This is a genomic window from Robertmurraya phoenicis, assembly GCF_047302285.1.
GTDB lineage: Bacteria > Bacillota > Bacilli > Bacillales > Cytobacillaceae > Robertmurraya.
Window position 1 is genome coordinate 3,204,071 of record NZ_CP154845.1, and the last position, 23,578, is coordinate 3,227,648.

A 23,578-nucleotide genomic window follows, 5' to 3' on the forward strand; every position below is an offset into this window, starting at 1 on the left:
CACTTTTATTCTCATCATACCACTAAATGGTCATTGTTCAACAGACGTTATAAGTACCTTCCTATTTCACATATCTTCAAAAAATGTTAGAATGCAGGAAAAGAGCATCCTCTTTTGGATCCCCTTTTCTGCCTTAGCCAAGAGTTTTCTTAGCGTCAATAATTCTCTACTATCGCTTTTTCCTTGTCATCACATCAAAGATTACCGCCCCTGCTAGTACGCCACCTCTTATCATGTATTGATAGGAAATACCGACCCCTAATAGGTTCATTCCATTTGTAAGGGAGGCCATAACAATCGCTCCAATAATGGCTCCAGTTACTTTACCAACACCTCCTGCTGATGATACACCACCAACGTAGGCTGCAGCGATAGCATCTAGCTCAAATAGCGTACCAGCAGTAGTAGTTGCTGATTGTAAACGTGAGGTAAAAAGTATTCCCGACAAAGCTGAGAGCATTCCCATTGAACCGAACACGATATAAGTGATTTTCTTAACATTAATCCCACTTAAATGGGCAGCTTCTGGATTACTTCCAACTGCATATACATGCCTACCAAGCACAGTCTTTGTAGACAGAAAATGATAGATAATCACCACTAATAGCATAACGATAATGGTCCATGAAAAGCCATTGTAACCTGCTAAAATCCAAGTGATATAGGCAATAATAGCAGAAATAAAGACCATTTTTAGAATAAAGATATTTTTCGATACAACCTCAAATTGATACTTAATTTTGTTTTTACGATTCGAGATTTCACTATAAATGTAAAGAACAATTCCCAATAGACCAACCATTAAGGATAGGAAATGCAAACCATTAATTTGAAGGAGGGAAGGAATATATCCATTTCCGATCGCATTGAACTTATCATCCTGGACGATAATCGTTCCAGTTTTTTCTGTTACCTGTAATAATGCACCTCTAAAAATCAACATTCCCGCTAATGTCGCTACAAAAGATGGGATTCCAATGCTAGCAACGAGTATTCCATTAAATAATCCAACAACTACTCCTAGTACGAGAATAATAGGAATGGTAATAAACACCGAAACACCAGCTTGTGTCAGAAGAATGGCAGCAATAGCCCCTAAGAATCCCGCTGCATAGCCAACCGATAAATCGATGTGACGAATAACAATAACAAGTGTCATCCCTACAGCAAGTACGGCAATATACCCAGCAGAATCAAGTAGATTACTAATGTTTCGCGAAGACATAAATAGACCATTCGTCATAATCGTAAATGTAAGAATAATAACAACTAAGGCAATATACATTCCGTAATCACGTATATTATCCTTAATCAAGTTTTTTGCTTCATTAATCGTATTCATTGCTCTTATCCCTCCTATTGCGTAGCAAGCTGCATAATCTTTTCCTGAGTGGCTTCCTCACTTGACAGCTCTCCTTTTATTTCAGCCTGTGCCATAACATAAATTCGGTCACTCATGCCCAACACTTCCCCTAGCTCTGAGGAAATCATGATGATACTCATCCCCTCACTAATTAATTTGTTCATGACCGAATAGATTTCAAATTTTGCCCCTACATCGATACCACGGGTCGGTTCATCTAATATTAAAAGCTTCGGATTGACAAATAACCATTTTCCTAGGGAGACTTTTTGTTGATTACCACCACTTAGATTTCCAACACTTTGTTCAACAGAAGAAGCTTTAATATAGAGCGACTTCTTATATTCATCCGCGACTTTGATTTCTTCGTTTTGATTGATTAGACCCCTTGGGGAAATTTCATTTAAATTGGCAGCAGAGATATTATTTTTAATATCCTGACTTAGGAATAGACCATCCCCTTTTCGATCCTCAGTCACGTAAGCGATTCCTGCATGAATCGCTTCACTAGGATGTTTGAAAGAATGAGGAGAATCATTAAATAAAAAATCTCCTTGAAGCCTATAACCTTTCGCATTTCCAAAAATGCTCAGCGCAAGCTCTGTTCTTCCTGATCCCATTAATCCTGATATCCCAACAATTTCTCCTTCATTCACATGCATTTGAACATTCTTCACGACGTGGCGCCCTAACTGTGGATCATAAGCGGACCAATTGTTTAACTCTAATATTTTCTTGCCAATTTTGTTATCTGGTCTTTTTGGATATATATCATTTATTTCTCGACCTACCATATTTTTTATAATAACGCTTTCAGTAATCTCACCTTTTGCACCATCGAGCGTACAAATGGTTCGTCCATCACGTAAAACGGTAGCTCTATCGGCAATATGAATGACTTCCTTTAGCTTGTGTGAAATCATAATGCAGGTGATTCCCTGTAATTTCAATTCTTTTAATAATTTTAGTAGATTCTCACTATCATCCTCATTAAGGGCCGCAGTCGGTTCGTCTAAAATGAGAAGCTTAACATCTTTACTTAATGCTTTAGCAATTTCGATTAGCTGCCTTTTTCCAACGCCCAAGTCCTTCACAAGTGTATCTGGATTCACATCCAATTTAACTTTATTCAACATTTCCTTTGCACGAACAATGGTTTGATTCCAGTCAATGACTCCCCCACGTTTTACTTCATTACCCGCAAATATATTTTCATAGACTGTGAGATCTGGAAATAGCGCCAGTTCTTGATAAATAATCGCAATCCCAGCTTTGACACTATCACTAATTTTATTGAAGGATTGAATACTTCCTTCGAAGACAATATCACCATCATATGTTCCATAAGGGTGTACACCACTAAGTACTTTCATCAGTGTAGATTTTCCTGCACCATTCTCACCGATTAAGCAGTGAATTTCTCCTTTTTCTACTTTGAAATTGACATCACTCAGTGCTTTAACCCCACTAAAATCCTTGGAAATCTGATTCATCTCTAAAATATACTTCTGCAACTTTATCCCCCCTCAACACCATATAAATAGGAAAAGTGATAGACGAATCTATCACTATCCCTCATTCCTATACGCTCTTTTTAATTCTTAAAGTCCTGTAAACTCACTTGCTTCATAATACTCAGAATCAATTAATTCCATTTTCACATTTTCTTGATTTACGACGATAACATCCGTTTGTTTTGCTTTTACTTCAATTTCACCATTATCATAGGTTCCTGTTGTTTCAGGCGTATTTCCATCAAGAATATCTACCGCCATACCCATTGCATCTTTAACTAAAGTTCGAACATCCTTAAAGACAGTCATCGATTGCTTGCCATCAATAATGTATTGAATAGAAGCTTTCTCCGCATCCTGGCCTGTGATGATATAGCTTGAAATCTCTGAATCTGAAGCAAATGTGTCAGCAATTGAACGTGAAGTGCCGTCATTTGGAGCAAGAACCGCTACATCCCCTTTCATGTCTGCACCAGCAGCTGTGAGATGGGTTTGTGCTTTATTTATCGCTTCATTTGGATCCCAGTTTGTCGTTACCTGACCAAGGATTTTACTCATTTCATCACGAGTAAGTTCTCCTTTATCTTGTAAAGCAATCGCTTCACTTGAATTGGCAATTTTGAATGTACCATCAGCAATTTTCGGTTGAAGAACACTCCAAGCACCTTCAAAGAATAAAAAGGCGTTGTTGTCAGATGCAGCACCAGCATATAGATAGAGAGGCACTCCTGAACCATCTGTATTGTCCACTAAATATTGTGCTTGCGCTGCTCCAACAGCAATACTATCAAACGTAACGTAATAATCGACTGCATCAGTATTCGTAATTAAACGGTCATAAGCAATGACCGTCACGCCATCTTTTTTGGCTGCTTCAACAGCAGCTCCTGCAGCTTCACCATCATGCGGGCTAATGATTAGTACATCTATTCCTTTGTTTAATAATGTTTCAACATTCTCTTTTTCCTTTGCAGAAGAGCCTTGGCTAAATAAAATTTCTGTTGTATATTCGGAATCTGCAAGGGCATCCTTAAAACGCTGTTCATCTTGAACCCATCTTGGTTCATCCTTCGTTGGCAAAACAATTCCTACACTTACTCCCTTACTGCTTCCACCACTGCTACTACTGTTACAAGCTGCTAAAAATGCCACCAGCATAAACGCAACGAATAATAATGAAATGACTTTAAACCCCTTTTTCATTTTGAAACCCCTTTCAATTGAAAGTATTTTTTATTCACAAGTTGATTATATATTGGAAAGGACTGTTTGAAAGCGTTAACAAATGGTAATATTTTGATTACTTCCTATACTTTTTTATCCTTTTATTTAGCAACTGAACTTAAAAAGAGGTAATATATTATGTGAAAGCAAAGGAAAGGAAGAGGAATATGGAACAATTAATGTTTATCGAAACAGGGATGGGAATTGATGTACATGGTCAAGACATCACTACAGCGGCAGTCCGTGCTATTAAAAATGCCATTCACTTTAACTCAATGCCAGGCATCCGTACAGTCCTACCAGATAACAACCTAGATAATATGAAAGTAAATGTAAAGCTCGCCTTACCATGTGATAAAGACAAATTAGACATTGAAACGATAAAAGCCACTTTACCATATGGACAGGTAACGGTAGAAGTAATGGATGGTGGTATGCTTACAACAAGTGGAATTGTCCTTGAGGAAAAGGGCGACAAAAATGACTTAATGTACATAGTTGTAGCTTCAGTTGAGGTTGGATACTAAGAAAAAAACTACCACAGAATCATCTGTGGTAGTTTTTGATCACATCTTCTTTTTAGGATAGGCTAATACGAGCCTTACAATGCTAAAGAAGGTTAACACTAGTACAAATACATTTACAACTGTATGGTTTCCAATTAGAACATAGGCGAACACAAAAACGAGTACAGGTTTTGTTAGCGTAAAAGCAATCATTTTCCATAGGAATTGGAACTTCAGCTTCCGCTTTAGCGCTTTTCCAATTAGCACAGTAATGAATGTCAACATGGAAATCCCAATTAATGCGTAGAAAATCATAAAAAAAGGATATAAGATAAGAACTTGGGTGATATAAAAGTCATTTGACCCTGTGGCATTTTCCTGCAGTACCGTGATTTCCAACGGAACAATTAAAATAATTAATAAAACAAAATAGTATAAAAAAGTATTTTTCATCTGGAGCCGATTTAAACGTAACATTGCATCTTTTTGCGGCAACAATAAGCAATCTTTAAATATCATAAATAACTTCAAATATCCCCTACCACCATTTCTTCACAACGGAAATTAATTCGTATCCATTTCTAATATTCTTTTCGCTTCTAATTTATCTAAATTCATTTGTTCGATTAGTGGATCCAAGCCATCAAACTTAATTTCTTCACGTAAATAGTGTAAGAAGGAAACAGAAATTGTTCGATCATACAGATCTCCGCTAAAATCTAAAAAATGGACTTCTATTAAATAGTCCTTTCCTTTTACGGTTGGACGGTAGCCGGCACTAATGAGAACATTCCATTGGCTTTCATTTGATGATTCTTCCTGAATAACAGCCTTCCCGACATAGATTCCTGCCTTCGGAAGCACATACGTTTCATTCAGTTGCATATTCGCTGTAGGAAAACCCAGTTCACGACCCAATGCCTGTCCATGAACAACTAGACCAGTAATTGTATATCGATGATTTAACAGTGAATTAGCTTCCTCTATTTCACCATTTTGTATCAGGTGACGGATATTACTACTTATTTTACTGTCTTCATTCTTCATAAAAAAATCCCCTCAATTATATATCATACTTTTTATATAAATTAGTATAAAAATAGCGCAAACACTAATATGGTTACCAATTAATTAGACCATATTCATGTTTTGAACGCAAATGATGTTGGAAAAATTACTCAAAAAAAACCTGGACTCTTCTAATAAGTATTCCAGGCCCTATTACTATTATTTCAAATTCTCTGTGTGTATTTTAAGTCCTTTCCTCAAGGTATTCCCGATTGTACAAGCACGTTCTGCAGAGACAATCAACTTCTTTTTATATTCTTCCGAAAAGTTATCAGGTAATGAAATTCCCACTTCACATTGTTCAAAGCGAGACGGACTATCACTAGCCTTAATCGCATTCACTTCAATCAAGATATCATCATCTTTTACTTCTATACCATCTCTTTCTAGCAATCTATTTAGAACAATCGTAATACACAAACCTAATGACGCCTCAAATAATTCCTTTGGGTTGAGCCCTTCCATATTCGCTGAAAAACTTCCTTCTACTTGAAGCCCAACATTATTATAAATTCCTACCTTACCTTGTTCCCTCTTAATAACTGCCAATCTTCTCACTCCTTCTATTAAACCTACAAGATTTCATAAGAGACTAACTACTCGTATAAATGACAAGATACAAAATGCCCAAGATTCATCTCTTTTCGTTGTGGAGCCACTACTTTACATTTTTCCATAGCAAAAGGACATCTAGTATGAAACATACAGCCTGATGGAGGATTTAATGGTGAAGGGATCTCCCCCTTTAATATGACCCTTTCTCTTTTGTTTTGAGAGTTTGTTCTTGGAACAGCAGAAAACAATGCTTGTGTATAAGGATGTAGAGGTGAAGAAAAAATACTTTCATTATGCGCCTCTTCAACAATATTACCTAGGTACATGACACCAATTCGGTCTGATATATGACGAACAACACTTATGTCATGCGTGATGAAAAGATACGTTAGTTTTAATTCACTCTGCATTTTCCGCATTAGATTAATAACTTGAGATTGTATCGATACATCCAGAGCAGATACCGGCTCGTCGCAGATCACTATTTTCGGATTCACAACCAACGCTCTAGCTAGGCCGATTCGTTGACGTTGGCCACCAGAAAACTCATGAGGAAAACGATAATAATGCTCGGCACTTAAACCTACTTTCTCTAACATATCAAAAACCCGTTCTCTTCGCTCGTTCTTATTTCCGAGCGAATGGATAATTAAAGGTTCTTCTAAAGTCTGACCAATTCGTTTTCTTGGATTCAATGAGGAGAAGGGATCCTGAAAAACCATTTGTAAATCTTTACGTATTTTACTTATGTCTTTCTTAGATGCCAAGAAAATATCTTGATCTCGATAAATAGCTTTTCCCTCGGTTGGTTCCGTTAATCTTAGAATTGCTCGTCCTGTAGTGCTTTTTCCAGATCCTGATTCACCTACCAATCCATATGTTTCCCCTTCATATAATTGGAAAGTAACATCGTTCACCGCTTTTACATAGTCCTTTACTCCCCCTAAACGTCCAAAGGGGCCTGTAACTGGAAAATATTTTTTTAAATTTTGCACTTCAAGAAGTGGGGTAATGACCTTATTCGTTTGAACAGTCATACTCAACCTCCTTTACCAGTATCTTCTTATAGTGCCAGCATCTAACTTTTTGATTGGCACTATGTGTTTCTAGTTCTGGCTCTTGTTCCCGACATATATCGTCTGCATACGGACATCGAGAGGCAAAGCGACACCCTTTCGAAATGACATTTAAAGGAGGAACTGTCCCCTCGATCGTATAGAGTTCCTGCAAACGTTCACCATCTAATTGTGGAATTGATTTAATTAACCCTTTTGAATATGGATGGAGAGGTTCAGAAAAAAGACTAGCTGTATCTGTTTCTTCCACTATTTGTCCAAGATACATTACCATTACTCGGGTACATATTTCTGCAACAACCCCTAAATCGTGTGTTATAAAAATAACACCCATATCAAATTCTCTATTTAACTCAACAATTAAGTCGAGGATCTGTGCTTGAATTGTAACATCAAGTGCCGTTGTAGGTTCATCTGCAATCAATAACTTAGGTTGACATGAAAGAGCTATCGCAATCATAACTCGTTGTTGCATTCCACCTGACAACTGATGTGGATACTCATTTACCCTTTTCTCTGGTGCTGGTATACCAGTAAGTCTGAGCAGTTCAATTGCTTTTTCGCGAGCCTCTTTCTTCGTTATTTTCTGATGAATCCTTAATGACTCCCGAATTTGATCACCAATCGTGTATACCGGATTTAAAGAACTGAGAGGATCTTGAAAGATCATGGATATATCATTACCTCGTACTTTTTGCATTTTCGATTTTGACAGACTTAATACATCTTCACCATTAAATAGAATTTCACCACTATACGAAGCTGTGTATTTTTCATCGTAAAGTCTCATAATTGACTGAGACATAACACTTTTCCCACACCCTGATTCCCCTACGACACCAACTATTTCTCCTTCATTAATCTCAAATGTAATACCATCAACCGCCGTTACAGTACCACGATCTGTTTGAAAGCGAGTACTTAAATTATTCACTTTTAAAAGAGGTTGCTTTACCATGTTTGACCTCCTCCCTAAATAGAAGATTCGATACTAGAATATATTATTTTTTTCTCGAGTTATGAGGATCAATAAAATCTCTCAACCCGTCTCCAAGGAAATTTAAGCCTAAGACGGATAAAATAATCGCCAATCCAGGGAAAACAACCATCCACCACGCCTTATAGATGACTAGCTTACCAGCCTGCAATATATTTCCCCAGCTTGGGTCAGGTGTTGGAATTCCTGCGCCTAAAAAACTGAGTGCCGCTTCTGAAATAATGGCTTCTGCAAAGACGAAAGTAGCTTGGACTACAAGTGGTGAAACAGTATTAGGTGCGATATGTTTCCAAATAATCCTAGTAGCAGAAGCACCTTGTGCATGCATTGCCTCTATAAAAGTTTGTTCCCTTATCACCAATGCAGAAGATCGAACAATTCTTGCAATATTTGGCGTAAACACAATCGTTAAAGCTATTATGACGTTAGTAGGTGATGGACCAAGAGCTGCCATTAAAGCAATAGCTAGTAAAATTCCCGGAATTGCCATTAATCCATCACAGATTCTCATCAAAATATGATCAAGAATGGTATAATAGCTTGCATATAGTCCGATAATCAACCCTAATAAAGATGAAATTAAGGTAACGGCTAAGCCAACCCCCATCGAAACTTGTGCACCATACACAATTCTAGTTAAAAGATCCCGACCAAATTCATCTGTTCCTAACAAATGTTCTTCACTAGGTGCATGTAATCTCTCTGCGACTTTCATCTCATATGGGTCATATGACAATAAAGAAGGACCAATTAAAGCAATAATTGTGAGGGTAATGAAAATAACGCATCCAATTACCATTAATTTATTTGAAAAGAATCTTCGCCACATTAACTGCCGTTGCTGTTTTTTAAGACTGGCTTTTATATTCCGAGTCCTTTCTAATTCTTCTAAGCTAGACATTTTAAACCTCCCCTCTACTTTCGCTCGAGCCTAACCCTAGGATCAATAACGCCATATAGTAGATCAACGATCAAATTAATGAAGACATAGATTAAAGTAACAAAGAGCACAACACCTTGGATAACAGCAAAATCCCTTCGTTCTATCGAATTAATAATTAATTGACCTAAGCCAGGTAAGTTAAAGATAGTTTCTACAACCACAGCTCCCGTCACCAAAGTACCAAAGGATTGACCAATAACTGTTAAAATAGGAAGAAATGCATTCCGAAGAGCGTGCTTAGTAACTACTTTATGTTCTTTAACACCCTTCGCTCTAGCTGTCTTCACATAATTTTTATTAAGAACCTCAAGCATTGAAGAACGTGTCATCCTAGCTACTAAGGCTGCTTGAATCGTTCCTAACGAAATAGCCGGTAAGATTAAATATCTGAGGTGAGTCCACAAACCTTCAGTTAATGGTTTATAACCTGCAATCGGAAGCCACTGGAAGTAGACTCCAAAGGAAAGCATAAGTAATAAGCCTAATAGAAAACTAGGAACTGCCATACCTAACAAGGAGACTATCATAAGAGTATGATCTGTCAATGTTCCCCTTCGGTATGCCGCAAAAATCCCAATCGGAATCGCAAGAATTAAAGCGAAAATCTCAGCTAAAATGGCTAAGGAAACTGTTGGACCTAGATGATTTAATATTGAATCTAAAACTGATTCCTTCATAAAATACGATTGCCCAAAATCACCTTTAAGTACACCACCCACCCACACTAAATATTGCTTATAGACCGGTTCATTAAGACCTAGTTCTGCATTCAAATTTTCAATTTGTTCTTCGGTCGCTTCCATTCCTAAAATAATTGCAGCTGGGTCACCTGGTGTAATATGTACAATTAAAAAAATCGCCACTGAAACGACAAAAAGTACAGGGATAAGTGAAAATATACGCTTTAAAAGATAGCTTAACAAATGACAATTCCCCCTTATACCGAATAATTCCATCTCAATAATATATTTAATCCTCCACCGCACAATAGCAATGGAGGATTCATATTATTCGATGACTTTTGTATTCCAAATTACAGGAGCTTCGAATACTTCTAAGCCTTCAAGCTTATCAGTGGTTGCAAGAATGCTCTTATATTGGCCAAGTACTGTGGAAGATAATGTTTCATATAAATACGCTTGAAGCTCATCCCACTTCGCTTTTGCTTCCTCTGGGGTTGTCGCTTCTCTTATTTGTGTCAATAACCCTGATACATTTGAATCATTCAATCCTGCCCATTCAGGATTAACAGCTAACAACTGTGGTGGTGTTAATTGATACCCATTACTTGTAATAAAGATATCCCATTTTGTTAAATCATTTTTTGTTTCCAAAAATGTTGGAAAATCATAGTTGTCAATTTTTACATTTAATCCTAATTGTCTTAGTTGTTCCTGTACAACAGTAGTTGCTGTGTACATTTCAGCATAATCTTGAGTAGTTAACAGTGTAATTTCTTCACCATTATAGCCTGCTTCTTCAATTAAGGATTTAGCTTTTTCAATATCTGCTTGATTATAGACTTCTTCACCAGCTACACTTGCCCACTGTACTTGATTTGGATTCATATAACCAGGGTCTAACGTGTAAAGATCCTCGTTCACAAAGCTTGCCATCATGATTTCATCCATATTAAATGCAGTATTAATCGCTTTCCTCACATTTACATCAGCTAGAACACCTTCATTTGTGTTAAAGAACATGGTCAATGTGCCACCGACAAATGTATATACATTGATGTTGTCCATACTGCTTAATTGTTCATAACTTTCCGTCGGAATGCTATCAGCAATATCATACTCACCAGTTTGAATTCCAGCAATTCTTGTTGAATGATCCGTTACGAAATGGTAATACACATCTTGAAGGAAAGCTTCCTTCTTTCCAGCAAAGCCACTCGCTTCCTGCTCTACCGCTTGGTAATCTTCATATTTAACAAGTTTAATATATTGATCTTGCTTCCATTCGTCGAATTGATATGGACCTGTACCAATATACTCCGTTACTCCTTCAGCTGGTGCAGAATCAATAATATCCTTTGGCATTATAGCAGGGAAATTCGCCTGTGATGCCATGATTATAAGAACATCCGAAGCAGGTGTCTCTAGATTAAGTACAACTGTGTAGGTATCCTCTGCCTCGAACTTCGCATTCACTAGTAACGATTTTGCACGTGAAGACTTTTCTAACCAACGATTCATGGAAGCTACTACGTCTTCAGAAGTCATTTCTTTTCCATTATGAAACTGAACACCTTCTCTTAACTTAAACGTATACTTTTTCCCATCTTCACTAATATCAGCCGATTCGGCCAACATTGGAGTTGGTTCATAATCTTCATTCAATGTATAAAGAGTTTCAAAAATATTTCCTGCAATATCTAAAGCCACTTGAGACACAGTCATTGCTGAATCTAGTGTTGGTGGTTGAGCAGTAACTGCAATATTAATTTCATCCTTGTAGTTTTTACTTGCGCCCTCTTCTGAGCCTTCAGTTTCTTTTTCATTATTACTGCATCCACTGGCTATAAAAGCAATCAATGCTAGGAACATCAAAATTCCCAAAAACTTTTTATTCATATGTATTACCTCCAATTGAAACTAATAGATAACTTCTCTTATAATTCTTACCTATTTAATAGGCTTTATAGACTAGAAGAATCATAACCTATTACCTATGTGTTGTCAATGTATGAAAATGGATAAATTAAATAATTGAAAGAAAAAAATCGAGTCATTTAACAATGTACAAGACGAATTAAAAAACGAACAATTACCACACTTCTCTTTATAAAATTTCGGTCAAGACTTATATATCACGAATGCTCATCGTAAACATCCGTTTTTAGCTTGAAATGCGCTATTAAATTAATTGAATCTACAAGAAAAAAACTGAAACCCACAATAACCTAGGATTCCAGTTTTTGACTATAGTCTTTTTCCGACACTTTGGAATTTATTCAATCAACCCTTTTTCTTTATAAAATTTTTCTGCACCAGGGTGAAGAGGTACACTCGTATTAGGAGCTATTTCTAATGTTGAATCTTTCATACTTGCATGGGAAGCAACAAAATCATCATATTTTGTTTCATAGAGTATTTTTGTAATTTCATAAACAAAATCCTCGTCTAAATCAGGGTCCACATTAATTTCATTTGGTGCACTTATGACATTTACATCTTCATCAATTCCTTTATATGTGCCAGCTGGTATCGTAGTCTCTGTGAAATACGGATACTCTTCTCTTATTTGATCAATTTTCTCTGTTTCAAATCCGATTAATTTAATCTCATGTGAAGTAGCAAGCTCCTGAACATTTCCTGAAGGTAAGCCCACAGAAATAATGACCGCATCGACATTTCCATCAATCAAAGCGTCAGAACCCTCAGCAAAATCAAGATACTCTGCTTTCATATTTTCATCAAAAATCAAGCCATACGCTTCTAGAATTAACTTAGCCTTACCAGATGTTCCTGAACCAGGTGCGCCAACTGCAACCTTTTTCCCTTCTAAATCAGCAATTGACTCTATTCCACTATTTTTTAATGTAACTACATGAAATGGGTTGGAGTAAATTTGCGCTAATCCTGCTAATTTTATAGGTTTATCGGTAAAAGCTTCTAAACCATGGTAAGCATTATAACTAGTATCTGCTCCAAAAAAGCCAATTTGTGCTTGTTCTGAATCGATTAAGCGAGCATTTTCTTGAGATCCCCCACTTGCTTCCGCAGTAAAATTATATCCATCCATTTGACTTAAAATGGATGCCATCACACCACCTACCGGGTAATAGGCACCCGTTGTTGTTGCTGTCACAATTTTATATTGTTTAGTGTTTCCAGAATTCGAAGATGACTGGCCAGAACAAGCTGCTAAAATACTACTAAATAAGAAAGCTACGATAAAAATGAAGGCTATTTTTCTATTTAAAATATTCTTCCCCAAATTATTCCCTTCTCTCTTCGTTTTTTATTTCCTTCTCCCTTGGCAACGCTTTCATTCTAAATATAAAAATACTAAACTTAAATATTTGGATATTCTAAATTAAGATTTTCAAATGAAATCCCCTTTTTCTTGAGCTGACTTTCAATGATATTACTCATAATCGACTTCGAAACAATACAATCGAGGCAAGTCTCATCTTGTATGACTAATTCCATCGTAATATTTTCTGAATCAACATTACGAACTTGAAGATCAGCTCCGTCTGCTTGAAGCGTTTTTCTAAACATATCTAATGCTTCTAAAATTTCTTCCTTCATTCATACCCCTCCTAAATATTTATACAGTAATATCATAGCAAGTTTGATGCCAACTTTTATCTCTTTGGAAATTCATTAAAAATTCATAATTATCAATTATATAATGAAACAAGGAATAGTCGAAAATATCCTCCCTGTTTAGAAACTTAACAAAATACCGTTTCTACTGTTATTTTTATTAACAATCTTTTCTTCTATGAGATATTTTTCTCATTAACCTTTTCAGCCTCTTCACCACTCATTTTTGTAAAAAACATGCCTGTAAAGATGACTGAACCAATGAGATAGAAAATTGCTCCAACTCCAGCTAACATTCCAATTCCTCCAAAGGCAAACGGAGCTGTAAATTGAGATATTCGATTAATTGTTAGCCTCAGTCCTAATACCTCTCCATGTCGCTCCGTTTTACTAACATTAAGTGCAAAGACGAGACTTAATGGCTGTCCTAATCCAAGACCCATTCCTAACATGGCACTAACGAGTAATAAAATATAAATTTGTGAGAATAGTGGAATTAAAATGAAACAAATAGCACTGATAAGTAAGGTTGCTGTAAGTACCCTCCCTCTGCCGAAACGATGGACTAAAGGAAATTGAAAGATTCTTACAAACATTGCCGCTGCAGCGCTGACTGAAATAATAATCCCAATCGTACTCGGTCTGAAGCCAATATCAGTAGCATATACGGGGAAATAGGCAACAAAAAGATCTTTTGAACTTAATACTAAACCTGAAGTAATCATTGCTTTTCTCAGATTACTATTTGCCAGAAGGGAAAAGGTGCTGTGTTTGTTTGGAGCAGCCGATTCTAACTTTTTCCAAGAGGTTTTTGGTAAAGCAGTTACAATAACAATAACAACAATAAGGAAGATAATACTGACCGAAAAGGTTTCTTTAATCCCAAAATGCTCATATATAAAACTCATTTGTATGGGTCCTATGAATTCTCCAACAGCTCCCATTAAACTAAAAAGAGCAATGAGTTTATCACGACTTCCTGATAAATTCCCAATTGTTTTCTGCATCGAAATGAGACAGCAAATAACAGAACAACCGATAATCAGTTGGGTAAAAAGTAGTGCATAATAATTAGGAAACAAAATGGGGGCACTGACAGCTACCAACATACCTATTGCACCAAATAGAGTTAATTTTTTCGCACCGATACGATCAAGTATTTTTCCAATTTTAATAGCAAATAACATCGGTAGAAAAGCATATGCAGATACTAGAATTCCAATTTGAACAGATGATGCTCCTAAGGAATCGGCATACAAAGAGACAATTGGCTTCGTTCCTTGTAAAACGATTGATACGATCAGTTGGATTCCTAGAAACATCCATAATTGCACTGTTAAGGACCCCTTTTTTAGTTTAATATCACATTCAACTTCATTTTCTTCTTATTAAATTGATAAATTTACCTTCCTGAACAATTACTCCATGTTCATTCTTGACTTGAATCGAACGTACGAGGATCCCTCTATCCTTTTTTGAAGTCTCGATTTTATTTTCTACCCGAGCTTCAAACTGAATGCTGTCTCCAATAAAAACAGGTTTTTTAAATTTCCATTGAATTTCTACGACCCCCAACGATGTTCCCTTGAAAACTCCTAGTCCATAATGAAGCCCAGTCACTTTGGAAAGAACCAACATTCCATGAACAATTCGCTTTCCATATGGTGTTGCTTTCGCAAATTCATCATCAAGATGTAAAGGATTCATATCTTCTGAGATCTCCGCAAAGCGCTCCACATCTTCTTCCAAAACCATTCTCTTCTCACTTGTATACGTTTCTCCTACAAGGAAATCATCCCAATACTTAGCCATCTTCATCCCTTTTCCTTGATGATGAAAGTAGCCACGCCCATAGCAATCAATTTTCCTTCATCATTGAAAACTTTTGTTTCACCTACTGCTATCGTTTTTCCTCGTTGAACGACCTCTGCTTTACCAATTAATTTCCCCGTTATTGCTGGTCTTATATAATTTGTTTTCAACTCGACAGTCGCAGAAATTTCTCCGTCTTTAAGTAGGGAGCGTACAGCACAACCAATTGATGCATCGACAAGTGTAGCAATGACTCCACCATGCACATGCCCCCTACGCTGCAATAGCTGAGGAGATATATTAATTTCCACTTCACCATACCCATTATTTGAAACAACTTCCTGCATCTTTATGTAATCCCAAAAAGGACTTTGCTGTTTGATCGATTTAGCCATGTATTGCCCCCCTTATTACCTGACCGGGTCAAGAGTAACTCCCAGTTCTGAACCAATTTCACTTAGTTCTTGGTACATTGATTTTGACAGTGGAATTCCTTCTTCTCTTCTAATGGCTTCTTTCTCCAATTCAATTTCACCAGGTAAATAAATTCTTTCAATTCCTTTCATCTTTTGAACCTGACGTATTTGAGTTATATAGTTATCTACTTTTTTCTGATATTCTTCAAGTGATTGGAATAGATCAGGCCTCATGACGATAAAACAATGTCCCACCCCTTGTTTCTTTGACTCAAACATTGAAGATATATAAGGTCCATAATTCGCTCCCGTAAAAATACCAGACAAAAAGTCATTTAACAACACGATTCCATATCCCTTCGGTCCTGCCATCGGAAGGACTAACCCTTGTAATGCTTCGCTCGGATCTGTTGTTCTTCGACCATCATGCGTAATCGCCCAATCCTCTGGAATGTTCTCTTGCTTTTTCTCGGCAATCCTTATTTTCCCTTTAGCTACTACGCTCGTTGCCATATCTAAAATGATGTCATCTTCCTCTCCAGCAGGGAGACCATAACAGAAAGGGTTTGTTCCAAAGAACTTTTCTTGCCCACCCCAAGGTGCCATGGATGGAGAGGCATTTGAAGTTAATAAGGCAATCATATTCTCCTTAACTGCATATTTTGCATAAGCTGCTAACATCCCACAATGATTTGAATGCTTAACTCCCACTATCGCAATTCCAGTATTTTTTGCCTTTTCAACCGCAAGTTCTATAGACGCCTGAGCTACTAAAATACCCGGCAGATTATTTCCATTGACAAGTGCTGCCGCTGCTCCCTTTTCATTTACTTCGATCTTTCCATGAATACTAACAAGTCCCTCTCGCATCCTCTTTGCATATATGGGAATTCTACTTAATCCGTGTGAATCTACACCTCTTAAACTTGCCCCCACTAGATGATCAGCAATTGTTTTTGCATCTTCAGAGCGCAATCCAACTTGCAAAAATATTTGATGCGTAAATTTATTTAATATTTCATAGGAAAACACTTTATCTTCATTCATGGACTATCCTCCACATGAAAGACCTGTTTATAAAATAAAAACAATTCATCTTTTGTATTGTTTAATACCGTGTTTTCGATCTTTTTCTTATTTTCAGAGATTAGCTGTAACAATTCTTTTGTTGTTTTTGTCATGACTGGCTCCATTCCTAATTGAGACACATATGAAATTGCCTCTTCCATTTCAATCATTCTTCTCTCCGCATGTTGTTGAGTTCCTGTTAAGAAACGCTCTAACAGTCGATCGAATGACATTGTATTCATCGTTTCTTTTAGCGATTCCATAACATTTTCATAACCATCTCCAGAAAGTTTTGCTGCAACATAAGTTTCAATTAATAACGCTGCAAATCCCTTCATAAAAAGGCTACGAATCATTTTAATGCTTGATGCAGTGCCAGGACTCCCCTTTAAAACTTCAATATTCATTCCTAATGGATGTAACACATCTACTAATCTTCCTGCATTCTTTCCAGAAACGAGGATAGGAACTTGGTGTTTAGTTAGTGGAAGCGGTGCCATTAAGACACCATCAATAAATGATTTCCCCTTTTTATCAAAGATTTCTCCCATTTCTTGCATGACGATAGGACTAGCACTATTTAAATCGACATAGAGGTGATTCTCTGTTAAATATGGCAACATCCTTGTCGCTGATTCTATCGCTACATCTGCTCTAGTCACATTAAAAATGACATCACATTCATTCGCAAACTGCTCTTGTGATTCCATGAACACAACGCCTAGTTTATCTGCTACTTGCAACATGGTTGGCGAAACATTACGTCCTTTATAATGGTAGGCAAATAATTTCTTATGCCCTTGCCCACTCAATCCCTCTGAAATCGATCGCGCCACTTCCCCAAAACCTATGAAACCTATTTTCAAGTCATTTTTCATCGTTTTTGTTCATTCCTTTATCAAGATCCAGAAGTTCAGTAGGATTTTTCTTAATCATTTGTTCAATTTCTTCTAATTTAAATCCTTCTTTTAGGAGCGCTTGAACCATATGTCGAAATCCTTCAAGAGGTGTTGGATTATGAATTTGACCAAAGTCTGTAGACATAATACACTTATTCACTCCAACCTCCCGAATAGCTGTAACATACTCCGTTATTGGGAGCTGGGAGTGCTTAGGCATCGTCGCTACCCAACAATGATCCATATAGGCTCCGATTTTAGAAAGCTCGATTTGGTCTGAAAGAGTAAGTCTCGTTCCTACTGATGGGGTCAATGGATGATTAACGACCAGGTTTTTTATGCCAATTTCAATCGCTTTATCAAATAATGTAAAAATTTCATCTCGAGAAATATGCCCTGTTGCCAAAATCATATTATTCTCTTTAATAATCTCTAAAATTTCGATTATCTCTGGTACTAGCTTGCCGTTATTGTCAATGACCATTAGACCGTTTCTAATCTTTTGTTTCTCTGTGTCCATATGATGCGGATCATTTTTAGAAGAGTATGTTGGCATCCAAACGATTTCCGACCCCATTGCCGCTTCAATCGCAACGGCTTCGGGATTTATTCCTCCAACACTTGAATCTAGCGTAATACCTCCAATCGCCATCGCACCATCACAGTATTTATTTGCCAGCTGAGCGATTGCCCCTGTCCCAAAGCTTTTATTTTTAAGTACCACCGCTTTCATTCCAACTGCTTTTGCTTCCATTAGAAGTTCAAAGGCGTCATTCTTTCTTTTCGTTAATCCATCTGGAGCAAAATGAACATGAAATTCCACTGCTTGAAATAATAAACGTTTAATCGTTTCGTTATATTCACTCATTCCATAACCTCTTTTACTTGGTTATTGTTATTGACATTTGCTACCTCAGTCTTTCTAATCTGGATTAAGATGAAAGCAGCCACAAGCATAACGCCCCCTATTAAATCAGACCATAAGCCTGGAATCACCAAAATAATTCCACCTAAAAGCAACATTATTCTTTCAATAATTACCAGCTTCTTTCTAAACCATCCCGTTGATGCCGCACCCATGGCAATAACTCCAATAGAGGCAGTTATCACACTGTATATAATGGATGGCAATGTCCCTTGCCCCATTAATTCCGGTCCATAAATAAACAAGAATGGAATGATAAACGCTGGAAGTGCAAACAAAAATGCTATCCATCCTGTCTTAAATGGTTTGGAATCTGCTATCCCTGAGGCTGTAAAGGCTGCTAATGCTACAGGTGGTGTAATTGGAGCGAAACAAGAATAATAGAATACAAACAAATGGGCAGCAAGTAACGGAACTCCTAATTGGACTAACGCTGGTGTAGCTAAAACCGAGAATACGATATATGCAGGGGTTGGCGGGAGACCCATTCCTATGATGATAGCCCCAATCATTGTCAGTAATAGAGTGAAAAATAAGGAATTTTCACCAACCGCAAGGAGGACTCCAGATAACTTTAACCCTAAACCTGAAAGTGTAATAATCCCTACAACGATACCTGCTGTACCACATGCAATTGAGACGACCATCATGCTTTTGGCTGCTGTTACAAGGGTCTCAATCAATGTTTTCAAGCCCATTTTCTTATCTTTCGTAAAGAAACTAACGATAATCACGGCCAAAATTGAATATAGTGCCGATCTCGTCACAGACATTTTGGCGAACACCAAAAAGAAAATAAGGACAAATAATGGGAGTAGAAGTAAAAATCCTTTTTTTAGCGTTTCTTTCAAGTCTGGCGTTTCTTCTTTTGACAAACCTTCTAGCTTATTTTTGGCAGCTTCAAAATCAACAACCATATAAATAGATAAGTAGTACAACAAAGCAGGAATAATTGCTGCTGTTACAATGGCGGAGTATGGTAATCCAGCCATTTCTGCCATGATGAAGGCCCCTGCTCCCATAACTGGTGGGAGAATCGATCCCCCTGTTGACGCAACCGCTTCGACAGCCCCTGCCACTTCTTTTTTATAACCAATTTTTTTCATTAATGGGATCGTAAATACTCCAGTAGTTGTCACATTGGCAACTGGACTTCCATTGACAGATCCCATTAAAGCACTTGCAAATATCGCAACTTTGGCTGGACCTCCTCTTCTTCGGCCACCAATCGCCATAGCTAAATCGATAAATACTTGACCTGCCCCTCCCTTTTCAAGGAAGGTTCCAAAAATGATAAACATCGCTACAAACGTAGCCGCTGCCGCAAGGGCTGAACCAAAAACTCCCTCAGTCGTTAAGAACATCGTTGACATAAGACGAGCTAATGTGTAGCCTTCATGACCAAAAAACCCAGGAACTAAATATCCAAAAAAACCATAAGCCAAAAAGATTCCAGCAATAATTGTTAAAGCCCAACCTGTCACACGTCTACATGCTTCTAACAGGAGAACGACCAAAATAAGGCCAAAAATGGTATCAGCATGATTCACATACCCAATTCTACTTTCGATCGTTGGATACGAAATATATAAATAAGTAATGGAAGAAATCACTCCTACAATCGCAATAGCATCGATGATTCGGAGTATTTTTTTATTTTTGCTAGTTGGATATAGTAAAAATACAAGAAGCAACATCAATCCTATGAAAATTCCACGTTGAAGTACAGGTGTAAATTGTCCAAAGGTTGCTGTATAAATTGTGAATAACGAAGTCGCCAATGCAACAATGAAAACGATCTTTTTCACCATTTAGTTCCCTCACTTTCTACAGTTAATCAATTCCTAACATTTCACGCACAATGTATAGAAACGCTTACTCTATTAACTTTGTAACTGTTCTACTCGATGCTCCAAATGATGGCATAAAAGTTGTGTGAGCCCCATCTCCTCCAGCAATTAGTATTTTGATGTCTTCTGAATAATCGACCACTGGAACTGAATAATATTCAGGAACATTCGCGAACCACTTTTCTCTTCTCTTAAAGAGCTGCTGCTTTCTCGTTTCCTCAGGGAACATACTGATTGGAACTCGTGCATAATCATATAGAAATTTTTGGACATCCTTTTTGGAGAACCCACATTTTTCAATAAGTTTTGCATGCTCTGGAGAAAATACTAATAAGACCTCTCCACCAATCGTCATATTATTGATTCCTAACGGTGTCATCGAACCTGCAATCATAATCAGTAAATTTTGGGCATTTGTACTTGTTTGCTCAAGAATATTATGGGTGCCAGCTACACCGAATACACTCACCGTACTTTGTTCAGAAGTGTAGCCTAAATCAATATGATGGGCATTCCAAGGATTATCCTCTTCATTTTCTGCTATACAGAAACTTATTTTTCCAGGTTGACCTTGGGTTGCCCTATCCATCTCACCTGGCAATGCTCCGCCAATATTTAGCATACAAAGACGAATCGCTCTTCCAATTGTGAGATTAGCCGTATTTCCTTGCCCAAATACATTTGCCTTACTATTCATCTTTAATTGTTTAGCAATTGGACCATTTACAACAATTAGTGGTGTAACGGGATTCGTAGTTGCCTGGATCGCATATAAATTAAATTTTTTATCTAACAAAGCCTTTACAGCTGTTAAAATAACTGGAAAATATTCTGGTTTGCAGCCTGCCATTACCGCATTAACTGCCACTTTTTCCACTGTCGTTGTTGCCCATGAAGGTGGAAATTCACCAAGTGATCCATTTGGATTAAGTGTAGTCTGTTCAAGCATTGTTTTGACTCGCTCTGGTATAGGAGGAATAATTGGCAAACCATCTGACCAATTTTGCTCGTAAAAATAATCGTTAACGTGATCGAAGAAATCAAGCGGGCCCGCGTTTATTTCAAATGATATCGGTTCAAAGTCCTTAACATGAGACATTTCATCTATTTTCATTGAAGATTCTGTCAAAGAACGAGCCACTTCATCGGCAATATTAAGCCCATACTGATATGCTTGCTCATCTGAGGAACTACCAAGTGGGTGTGGAACTTCTTTAATGACCAGATCTGGAAAACCTTTCGCTTCCGCTTCCATCGATGCTAACGGTTGGAACACTTCCGAGCATATGGTCACAGTAGGAATTCCTAGTGTTTCAAATGTAATCGAATCATGGACACTCCATGATGTGCAAGATCCTCAGTCACCGACTCCAGTAATAACTGCATGATATTTATCTTGAACCTCTTGTACCACTATATCTGGTACTGCTGTGGGTGTATCAATTTTCTTAAATACTTTTGTTCGAATACCTTTCTCTTCAAAATAATCACGAATTCCATTCAGTACTTTATCGGACTGGGGTTTTAAATTATCTAGAAAAGCTACATATTTCCCTTCAAGCTGTTCAAGCTTGGAAACTTCATTTTTATCTTTTTTGACTGTCACAGCAACAGGGTTTAGCACATCTATTCTTTCCATTTGCTCACTCCCTTTGATTTTTTGAATCCACTTTTGTAATCGGTTGCAATATCGTTGTTATGAAACTATCTATAAAGAAAATCAATCTCCTTTTCTATATTGAAAATATTTGCGATCATTTCTTCTGTCTTTTCTTCTCCAATAATCGCTTGACAATTCCGATAGAATTTTTCTGCTAATTGAGCATCATCTAAAGGTTGTGACGGTTCACCTAACGGATTGTGAACCAATTCCATTAAATTGGTTCCGTTAGCAAAATTTATTTCTACTTTTGCCGCTCTTTCATTTGGATACACTGTTTCTGCGTATTCATCGATATAAACTTCTACTTTACTAGCCAAATTTCTGCATTGCTCTGTAGAATGCTCAGGAGCAAAGTGACGAATTTCCAGTGTCGGGTACAGCAGAGCAAGTGCTACTGTATACGGAAGGCTCATTTGTGCATCAAGAAGCGACTGACATTCATGATGTCGATGTTTATAAGCAATACTATTAACCCCTACTCGAATACTTACAATATCCTCTACCCTTAGTTCGTTCTTTTCTTTTAACTTGTAGACTGCATCTACTGAAGAATGAATATGTCTGCAACATGGATATGGTTTAAAGTAAATGTTCGAAATCTCAAATGTTTTTCCTAAGTCCTGTAATAATCTTTCACTTGAAATATCTGCACCAGCAAAGGCTTGAAAAAGGCCATTTTCAGATTCTAATACCGACTTTGGACCCGTCAACCCTTTAACCGAGAGTTCCACTGCCAATATTGCATCACGAGCAGCCTGGCCAGGATGAATTCGTTTTACCTCTGCACCCGTTCCTAGGAAAGCAAATATTCCCCCAGCAAAGCTGGCTGCAATTCCAAAGGCATTTTGTACTTCTTCTTTTTTAAGTTCATTCAGGACACATAGTCCCGCAACAGCACCGAATATGCCTGCCACAGGTGTATTATGAAACCCTCGTTTCCGTGACGAAGGGTGAATAGCTGAGGAAATTCTCAAACAAACATCGTATCCAATGACAATCGCTCTAGCTAATAAATCAAAGTTCGGTTTTCTTTTCTCTGCTTCTGCAAGGATAGGTGGTAAGACCACTGTACCAGGATGAATTGAGCCTTTCGTATGTCCATCATCTAAATCTAGGCTGTGAGCACTCGTTCCGTTTATAAAAGCCGCATTTGTTTTTGATAGTTTTTTCTTATGGCCAATGACGCTATAGTCCCCTTCTCCTTCTAATTCCAGTAATGTTTGAAAGACCTGTTTACTAACAACTGTTTGCGAACCTGTGATAGCACAACAGAAATAATCTAGTAAAACCCTTTTCACCTGCTGGAGAATATCTTCTGTCAAAGTCATATTTTTATAGTTAGCTACATGGTTCGCTAACTCTTCTGTCATCGCTCTCATTTTCATACAACTCCTCATACGCTTTAAAGAAAACTCTTTG

The 23,578-nt window shown here is 37.3% G+C and carries 23 protein-coding genes; 1 reads left to right on the forward strand and 22 read right to left on the reverse strand.

The features are described 5' to 3' along the window. Positions 1-169 precede the first annotated feature (169 nt). The 3 genes from AA0X71_RS15970 to AA0X71_RS15980 form a co-directional block, all read right to left on the reverse strand. On the reverse strand, positions 170-1,342 hold the full coding sequence (locus AA0X71_RS15970) for a sugar ABC transporter permease (RefSeq protein ID WP_413356292.1): 1,173 nt from the start codon (positions 1,340-1,342) through the stop codon (positions 170-172). Between the two features lie 14 nt (positions 1,343-1,356). Further along, positions 1,357-2,877 (reverse strand): ATP-binding cassette domain-containing protein, encoded by a 1,521-nt coding sequence (locus AA0X71_RS15975; RefSeq protein ID WP_413356293.1) that lies wholly within the window; start codon positions 2,875-2,877, stop codon positions 1,357-1,359. Between the two features lie 87 nt (positions 2,878-2,964). Continuing rightward, positions 2,965-4,080, reverse strand: coding sequence for a sugar ABC transporter substrate-binding protein (locus tag AA0X71_RS15980; RefSeq protein ID WP_413356294.1), 1,116 nt, complete (start codon positions 4,078-4,080; stop codon positions 2,965-2,967). Positions 4,081-4,268: 188 nt separating this feature from the next. On the opposite strand from AA0X71_RS15980, the gene AA0X71_RS15985 reads away from it, so the two are divergent. After that, a complete protein-coding gene (locus tag AA0X71_RS15985) occupies positions 4,269-4,628 on the forward strand; it encodes a Lin0512 family protein (protein WP_413356296.1) in 360 nt (119 codons plus the stop codon). 39 nt (positions 4,629-4,667) lie between these two features. Here AA0X71_RS15985 and AA0X71_RS15990 read toward each other — a convergent pair whose 3' ends face one another. The 19 genes from AA0X71_RS15990 to AA0X71_RS16080 all read right to left on the reverse strand — a co-directional run bounded on the left by AA0X71_RS15990 (position 4,668) and on the right by AA0X71_RS16080 (position 23,544). Then, positions 4,668-5,138 carry a hypothetical protein gene (locus tag AA0X71_RS15990; RefSeq protein ID WP_413356297.1) on the reverse strand — a complete coding sequence of 157 codons (471 nt, stop codon included), beginning with the start codon at positions 5,136-5,138 and terminating at the stop codon, positions 4,668-4,670. 33 nt (positions 5,139-5,171) lie between these two features. Continuing rightward, complete coding sequence (locus tag AA0X71_RS15995; protein WP_413356298.1) at positions 5,172-5,654, reverse strand: riboflavin kinase; 483 nt, start codon at positions 5,652-5,654, stop codon at positions 5,172-5,174. A 180-nt stretch (positions 5,655-5,834) separates the two neighbouring features. Continuing rightward, positions 5,835-6,224, reverse strand: coding sequence for an OsmC family protein (locus AA0X71_RS16000; RefSeq protein WP_413356299.1), 390 nt, complete (start codon positions 6,222-6,224; stop codon positions 5,835-5,837). Positions 6,225-6,271: 47 nt separating this feature from the next. Beyond that, positions 6,272-7,267 (reverse strand): ABC transporter ATP-binding protein, encoded by a 996-nt coding sequence (locus AA0X71_RS16005; RefSeq protein ID WP_413356300.1) that lies wholly within the window; start codon positions 7,265-7,267, stop codon positions 6,272-6,274. After that, positions 7,248-8,264: an ABC transporter ATP-binding protein gene (locus AA0X71_RS16010; RefSeq protein ID WP_413356301.1), complete on the reverse strand. Its 1,017-nt coding sequence runs from the start codon at positions 8,262-8,264 to the stop codon at positions 7,248-7,250. The genes AA0X71_RS16005 and AA0X71_RS16010 overlap by 20 nt, the downstream gene beginning before the upstream one ends. Positions 8,265-8,307: 43 nt before the next feature. Next, positions 8,308-9,204: an ABC transporter permease gene (locus AA0X71_RS16015; RefSeq protein WP_413356302.1), complete on the reverse strand. Its 897-nt coding sequence runs from the start codon at positions 9,202-9,204 to the stop codon at positions 8,308-8,310. Positions 9,205-9,218: 14 nt separating this feature from the next. Then, on the reverse strand, positions 9,219-10,169 hold the full coding sequence (locus AA0X71_RS16020; protein WP_413356303.1) for an ABC transporter permease: 951 nt from the start codon (positions 10,167-10,169) through the stop codon (positions 9,219-9,221). An 84-nt stretch (positions 10,170-10,253) separates the two neighbouring features. Further along, positions 10,254-11,825, reverse strand: a complete 1,572-nt coding sequence (locus tag AA0X71_RS16025; protein WP_413356305.1) for an ABC transporter substrate-binding protein — start codon at positions 11,823-11,825, stop codon at positions 10,254-10,256. A gap of 376 nt (positions 11,826-12,201) precedes the next feature. Further along, complete coding sequence (locus AA0X71_RS16030; protein WP_413356306.1) at positions 12,202-13,191, reverse strand: TAXI family TRAP transporter solute-binding subunit; 990 nt, start codon at positions 13,189-13,191, stop codon at positions 12,202-12,204. A 77-nt stretch (positions 13,192-13,268) separates the two neighbouring features. Further along, a complete protein-coding gene (locus AA0X71_RS16035; RefSeq protein ID WP_413356307.1) occupies positions 13,269-13,508 on the reverse strand; it encodes a NifU family protein in 240 nt (79 codons plus the stop codon). Positions 13,509-13,702: 194 nt separating this feature from the next. After that, complete coding sequence (locus AA0X71_RS16040) at positions 13,703-14,860, reverse strand: MFS transporter (protein ID WP_413356308.1); 1,158 nt, start codon at positions 14,858-14,860, stop codon at positions 13,703-13,705. Positions 14,861-14,900: 40 nt separating this feature from the next. Beyond that, positions 14,901-15,338: a MaoC family dehydratase gene (locus tag AA0X71_RS16045; protein WP_413356309.1), complete on the reverse strand. Its 438-nt coding sequence runs from the start codon at positions 15,336-15,338 to the stop codon at positions 14,901-14,903. A gap of 2 nt (positions 15,339-15,340) precedes the next feature. Continuing rightward, a complete protein-coding gene (locus AA0X71_RS16050; protein ID WP_413356310.1) occupies positions 15,341-15,733 on the reverse strand; it encodes a PaaI family thioesterase in 393 nt (130 codons plus the stop codon). Between the two features lie 15 nt (positions 15,734-15,748). Beyond that, positions 15,749-16,801 (reverse strand): Ldh family oxidoreductase, encoded by a 1,053-nt coding sequence (locus tag AA0X71_RS16055; protein WP_413356312.1) that lies wholly within the window; start codon positions 16,799-16,801, stop codon positions 15,749-15,751. Further along, positions 16,798-17,700, reverse strand: coding sequence for a DUF1932 domain-containing protein (locus tag AA0X71_RS16060; RefSeq protein ID WP_413356313.1), 903 nt, complete (start codon positions 17,698-17,700; stop codon positions 16,798-16,800). The genes AA0X71_RS16055 and AA0X71_RS16060 overlap by 4 nt, the downstream gene beginning before the upstream one ends. Next, complete coding sequence (locus tag AA0X71_RS16065; protein WP_413356314.1) at positions 17,690-18,589, reverse strand: DUF6282 family protein; 900 nt, start codon at positions 18,587-18,589, stop codon at positions 17,690-17,692. Before AA0X71_RS16065 ends, AA0X71_RS16060 begins: the two co-directional genes overlap by 11 nt. Then, the gene (locus AA0X71_RS16070) at positions 18,586-20,457 is read right to left on the reverse strand and encodes a TRAP transporter permease (RefSeq protein ID WP_413356316.1); all 1,872 of its coding nucleotides are present in this window, start codon (positions 20,455-20,457) and stop codon (positions 18,586-18,588) included. Before AA0X71_RS16070 ends, AA0X71_RS16065 begins: the two co-directional genes overlap by 4 nt. A gap of 64 nt (positions 20,458-20,521) precedes the next feature. Next, positions 20,522-22,135: a UGSC family (seleno)protein gene (locus tag AA0X71_RS16075; protein ID WP_413356317.1), complete on the reverse strand. Its 1,614-nt coding sequence runs from the start codon at positions 22,133-22,135 to the stop codon at positions 20,522-20,524. 65 nt (positions 22,136-22,200) lie between these two features. Further along, a complete protein-coding gene (locus AA0X71_RS16080) occupies positions 22,201-23,544 on the reverse strand; it encodes an MmgE/PrpD family protein (RefSeq protein ID WP_413356319.1) in 1,344 nt (447 codons plus the stop codon). Positions 23,545-23,578: the final 34 nt, after the last annotated feature.

What these genes read in the sequence shown, in the direction of transcription:
- AA0X71_RS16060 (WP_413356313.1), bottom strand. Translation starts at nt 17,700, where the DNA reads ATGAAAAATGACTTGAAAATAGGTTTCATAGGTTTTGGGGAAGTGGCG.
- AA0X71_RS15985 (WP_413356296.1), top strand. Translation starts at nt 4,269, where the DNA reads ATGGAACAATTAATGTTTATCGAAACAGGGATGGGAATTGATGTACAT.
- AA0X71_RS15980 (WP_413356294.1), bottom strand. Translation starts at nt 4,080, where the DNA reads ATGAAAAAGGGGTTTAAAGTCATTTCATTATTATTCGTTGCGTTTATG.
- AA0X71_RS16050 (WP_413356310.1), bottom strand. Translation starts at nt 15,733, where the DNA reads ATGGCTAAATCGATCAAACAGCAAAGTCCTTTTTGGGATTACATAAAG.
- AA0X71_RS15970 (WP_413356292.1), bottom strand. Translation starts at nt 1,342, where the DNA reads ATGAATACGATTAATGAAGCAAAAAACTTGATTAAGGATAATATACGT.
- AA0X71_RS16080 (WP_413356319.1), bottom strand. Translation starts at nt 23,544, where the DNA reads ATGAAAATGAGAGCGATGACAGAAGAGTTAGCGAACCATGTAGCTAAC.
- AA0X71_RS15995 (WP_413356298.1), bottom strand. Translation starts at nt 5,654, where the DNA reads ATGAAGAATGAAGACAGTAAAATAAGTAGTAATATCCGTCACCTGATA.
- AA0X71_RS16045 (WP_413356309.1), bottom strand. Translation starts at nt 15,338, where the DNA reads ATGGCTAAGTATTGGGATGATTTCCTTGTAGGAGAAACGTATACAAGT.
- AA0X71_RS16005 (WP_413356300.1), bottom strand. Translation starts at nt 7,267, where the DNA reads ATGACTGTTCAAACGAATAAGGTCATTACCCCACTTCTTGAAGTGCAA.
- AA0X71_RS16015 (WP_413356302.1), bottom strand. Translation starts at nt 9,204, where the DNA reads ATGTCTAGCTTAGAAGAATTAGAAAGGACTCGGAATATAAAAGCCAGT.
- AA0X71_RS16010 (WP_413356301.1), bottom strand. Translation starts at nt 8,264, where the DNA reads ATGGTAAAGCAACCTCTTTTAAAAGTGAATAATTTAAGTACTCGCTTT.
- AA0X71_RS16025 (WP_413356305.1), bottom strand. Translation starts at nt 11,825, where the DNA reads ATGAATAAAAAGTTTTTGGGAATTTTGATGTTCCTAGCATTGATTGCT.
- AA0X71_RS16070 (WP_413356316.1), bottom strand. Translation starts at nt 20,457, where the DNA reads ATGGTGAAAAAGATCGTTTTCATTGTTGCATTGGCGACTTCGTTATTC.
- AA0X71_RS16065 (WP_413356314.1), bottom strand. Translation starts at nt 18,589, where the DNA reads ATGAGTGAATATAACGAAACGATTAAACGTTTATTATTTCAAGCAGTG.
- AA0X71_RS16055 (WP_413356312.1), bottom strand. Translation starts at nt 16,801, where the DNA reads ATGAATGAAGATAAAGTGTTTTCCTATGAAATATTAAATAAATTTACG.
- AA0X71_RS16035 (WP_413356307.1), bottom strand. Translation starts at nt 13,508, where the DNA reads ATGAAGGAAGAAATTTTAGAAGCATTAGATATGTTTAGAAAAACGCTT.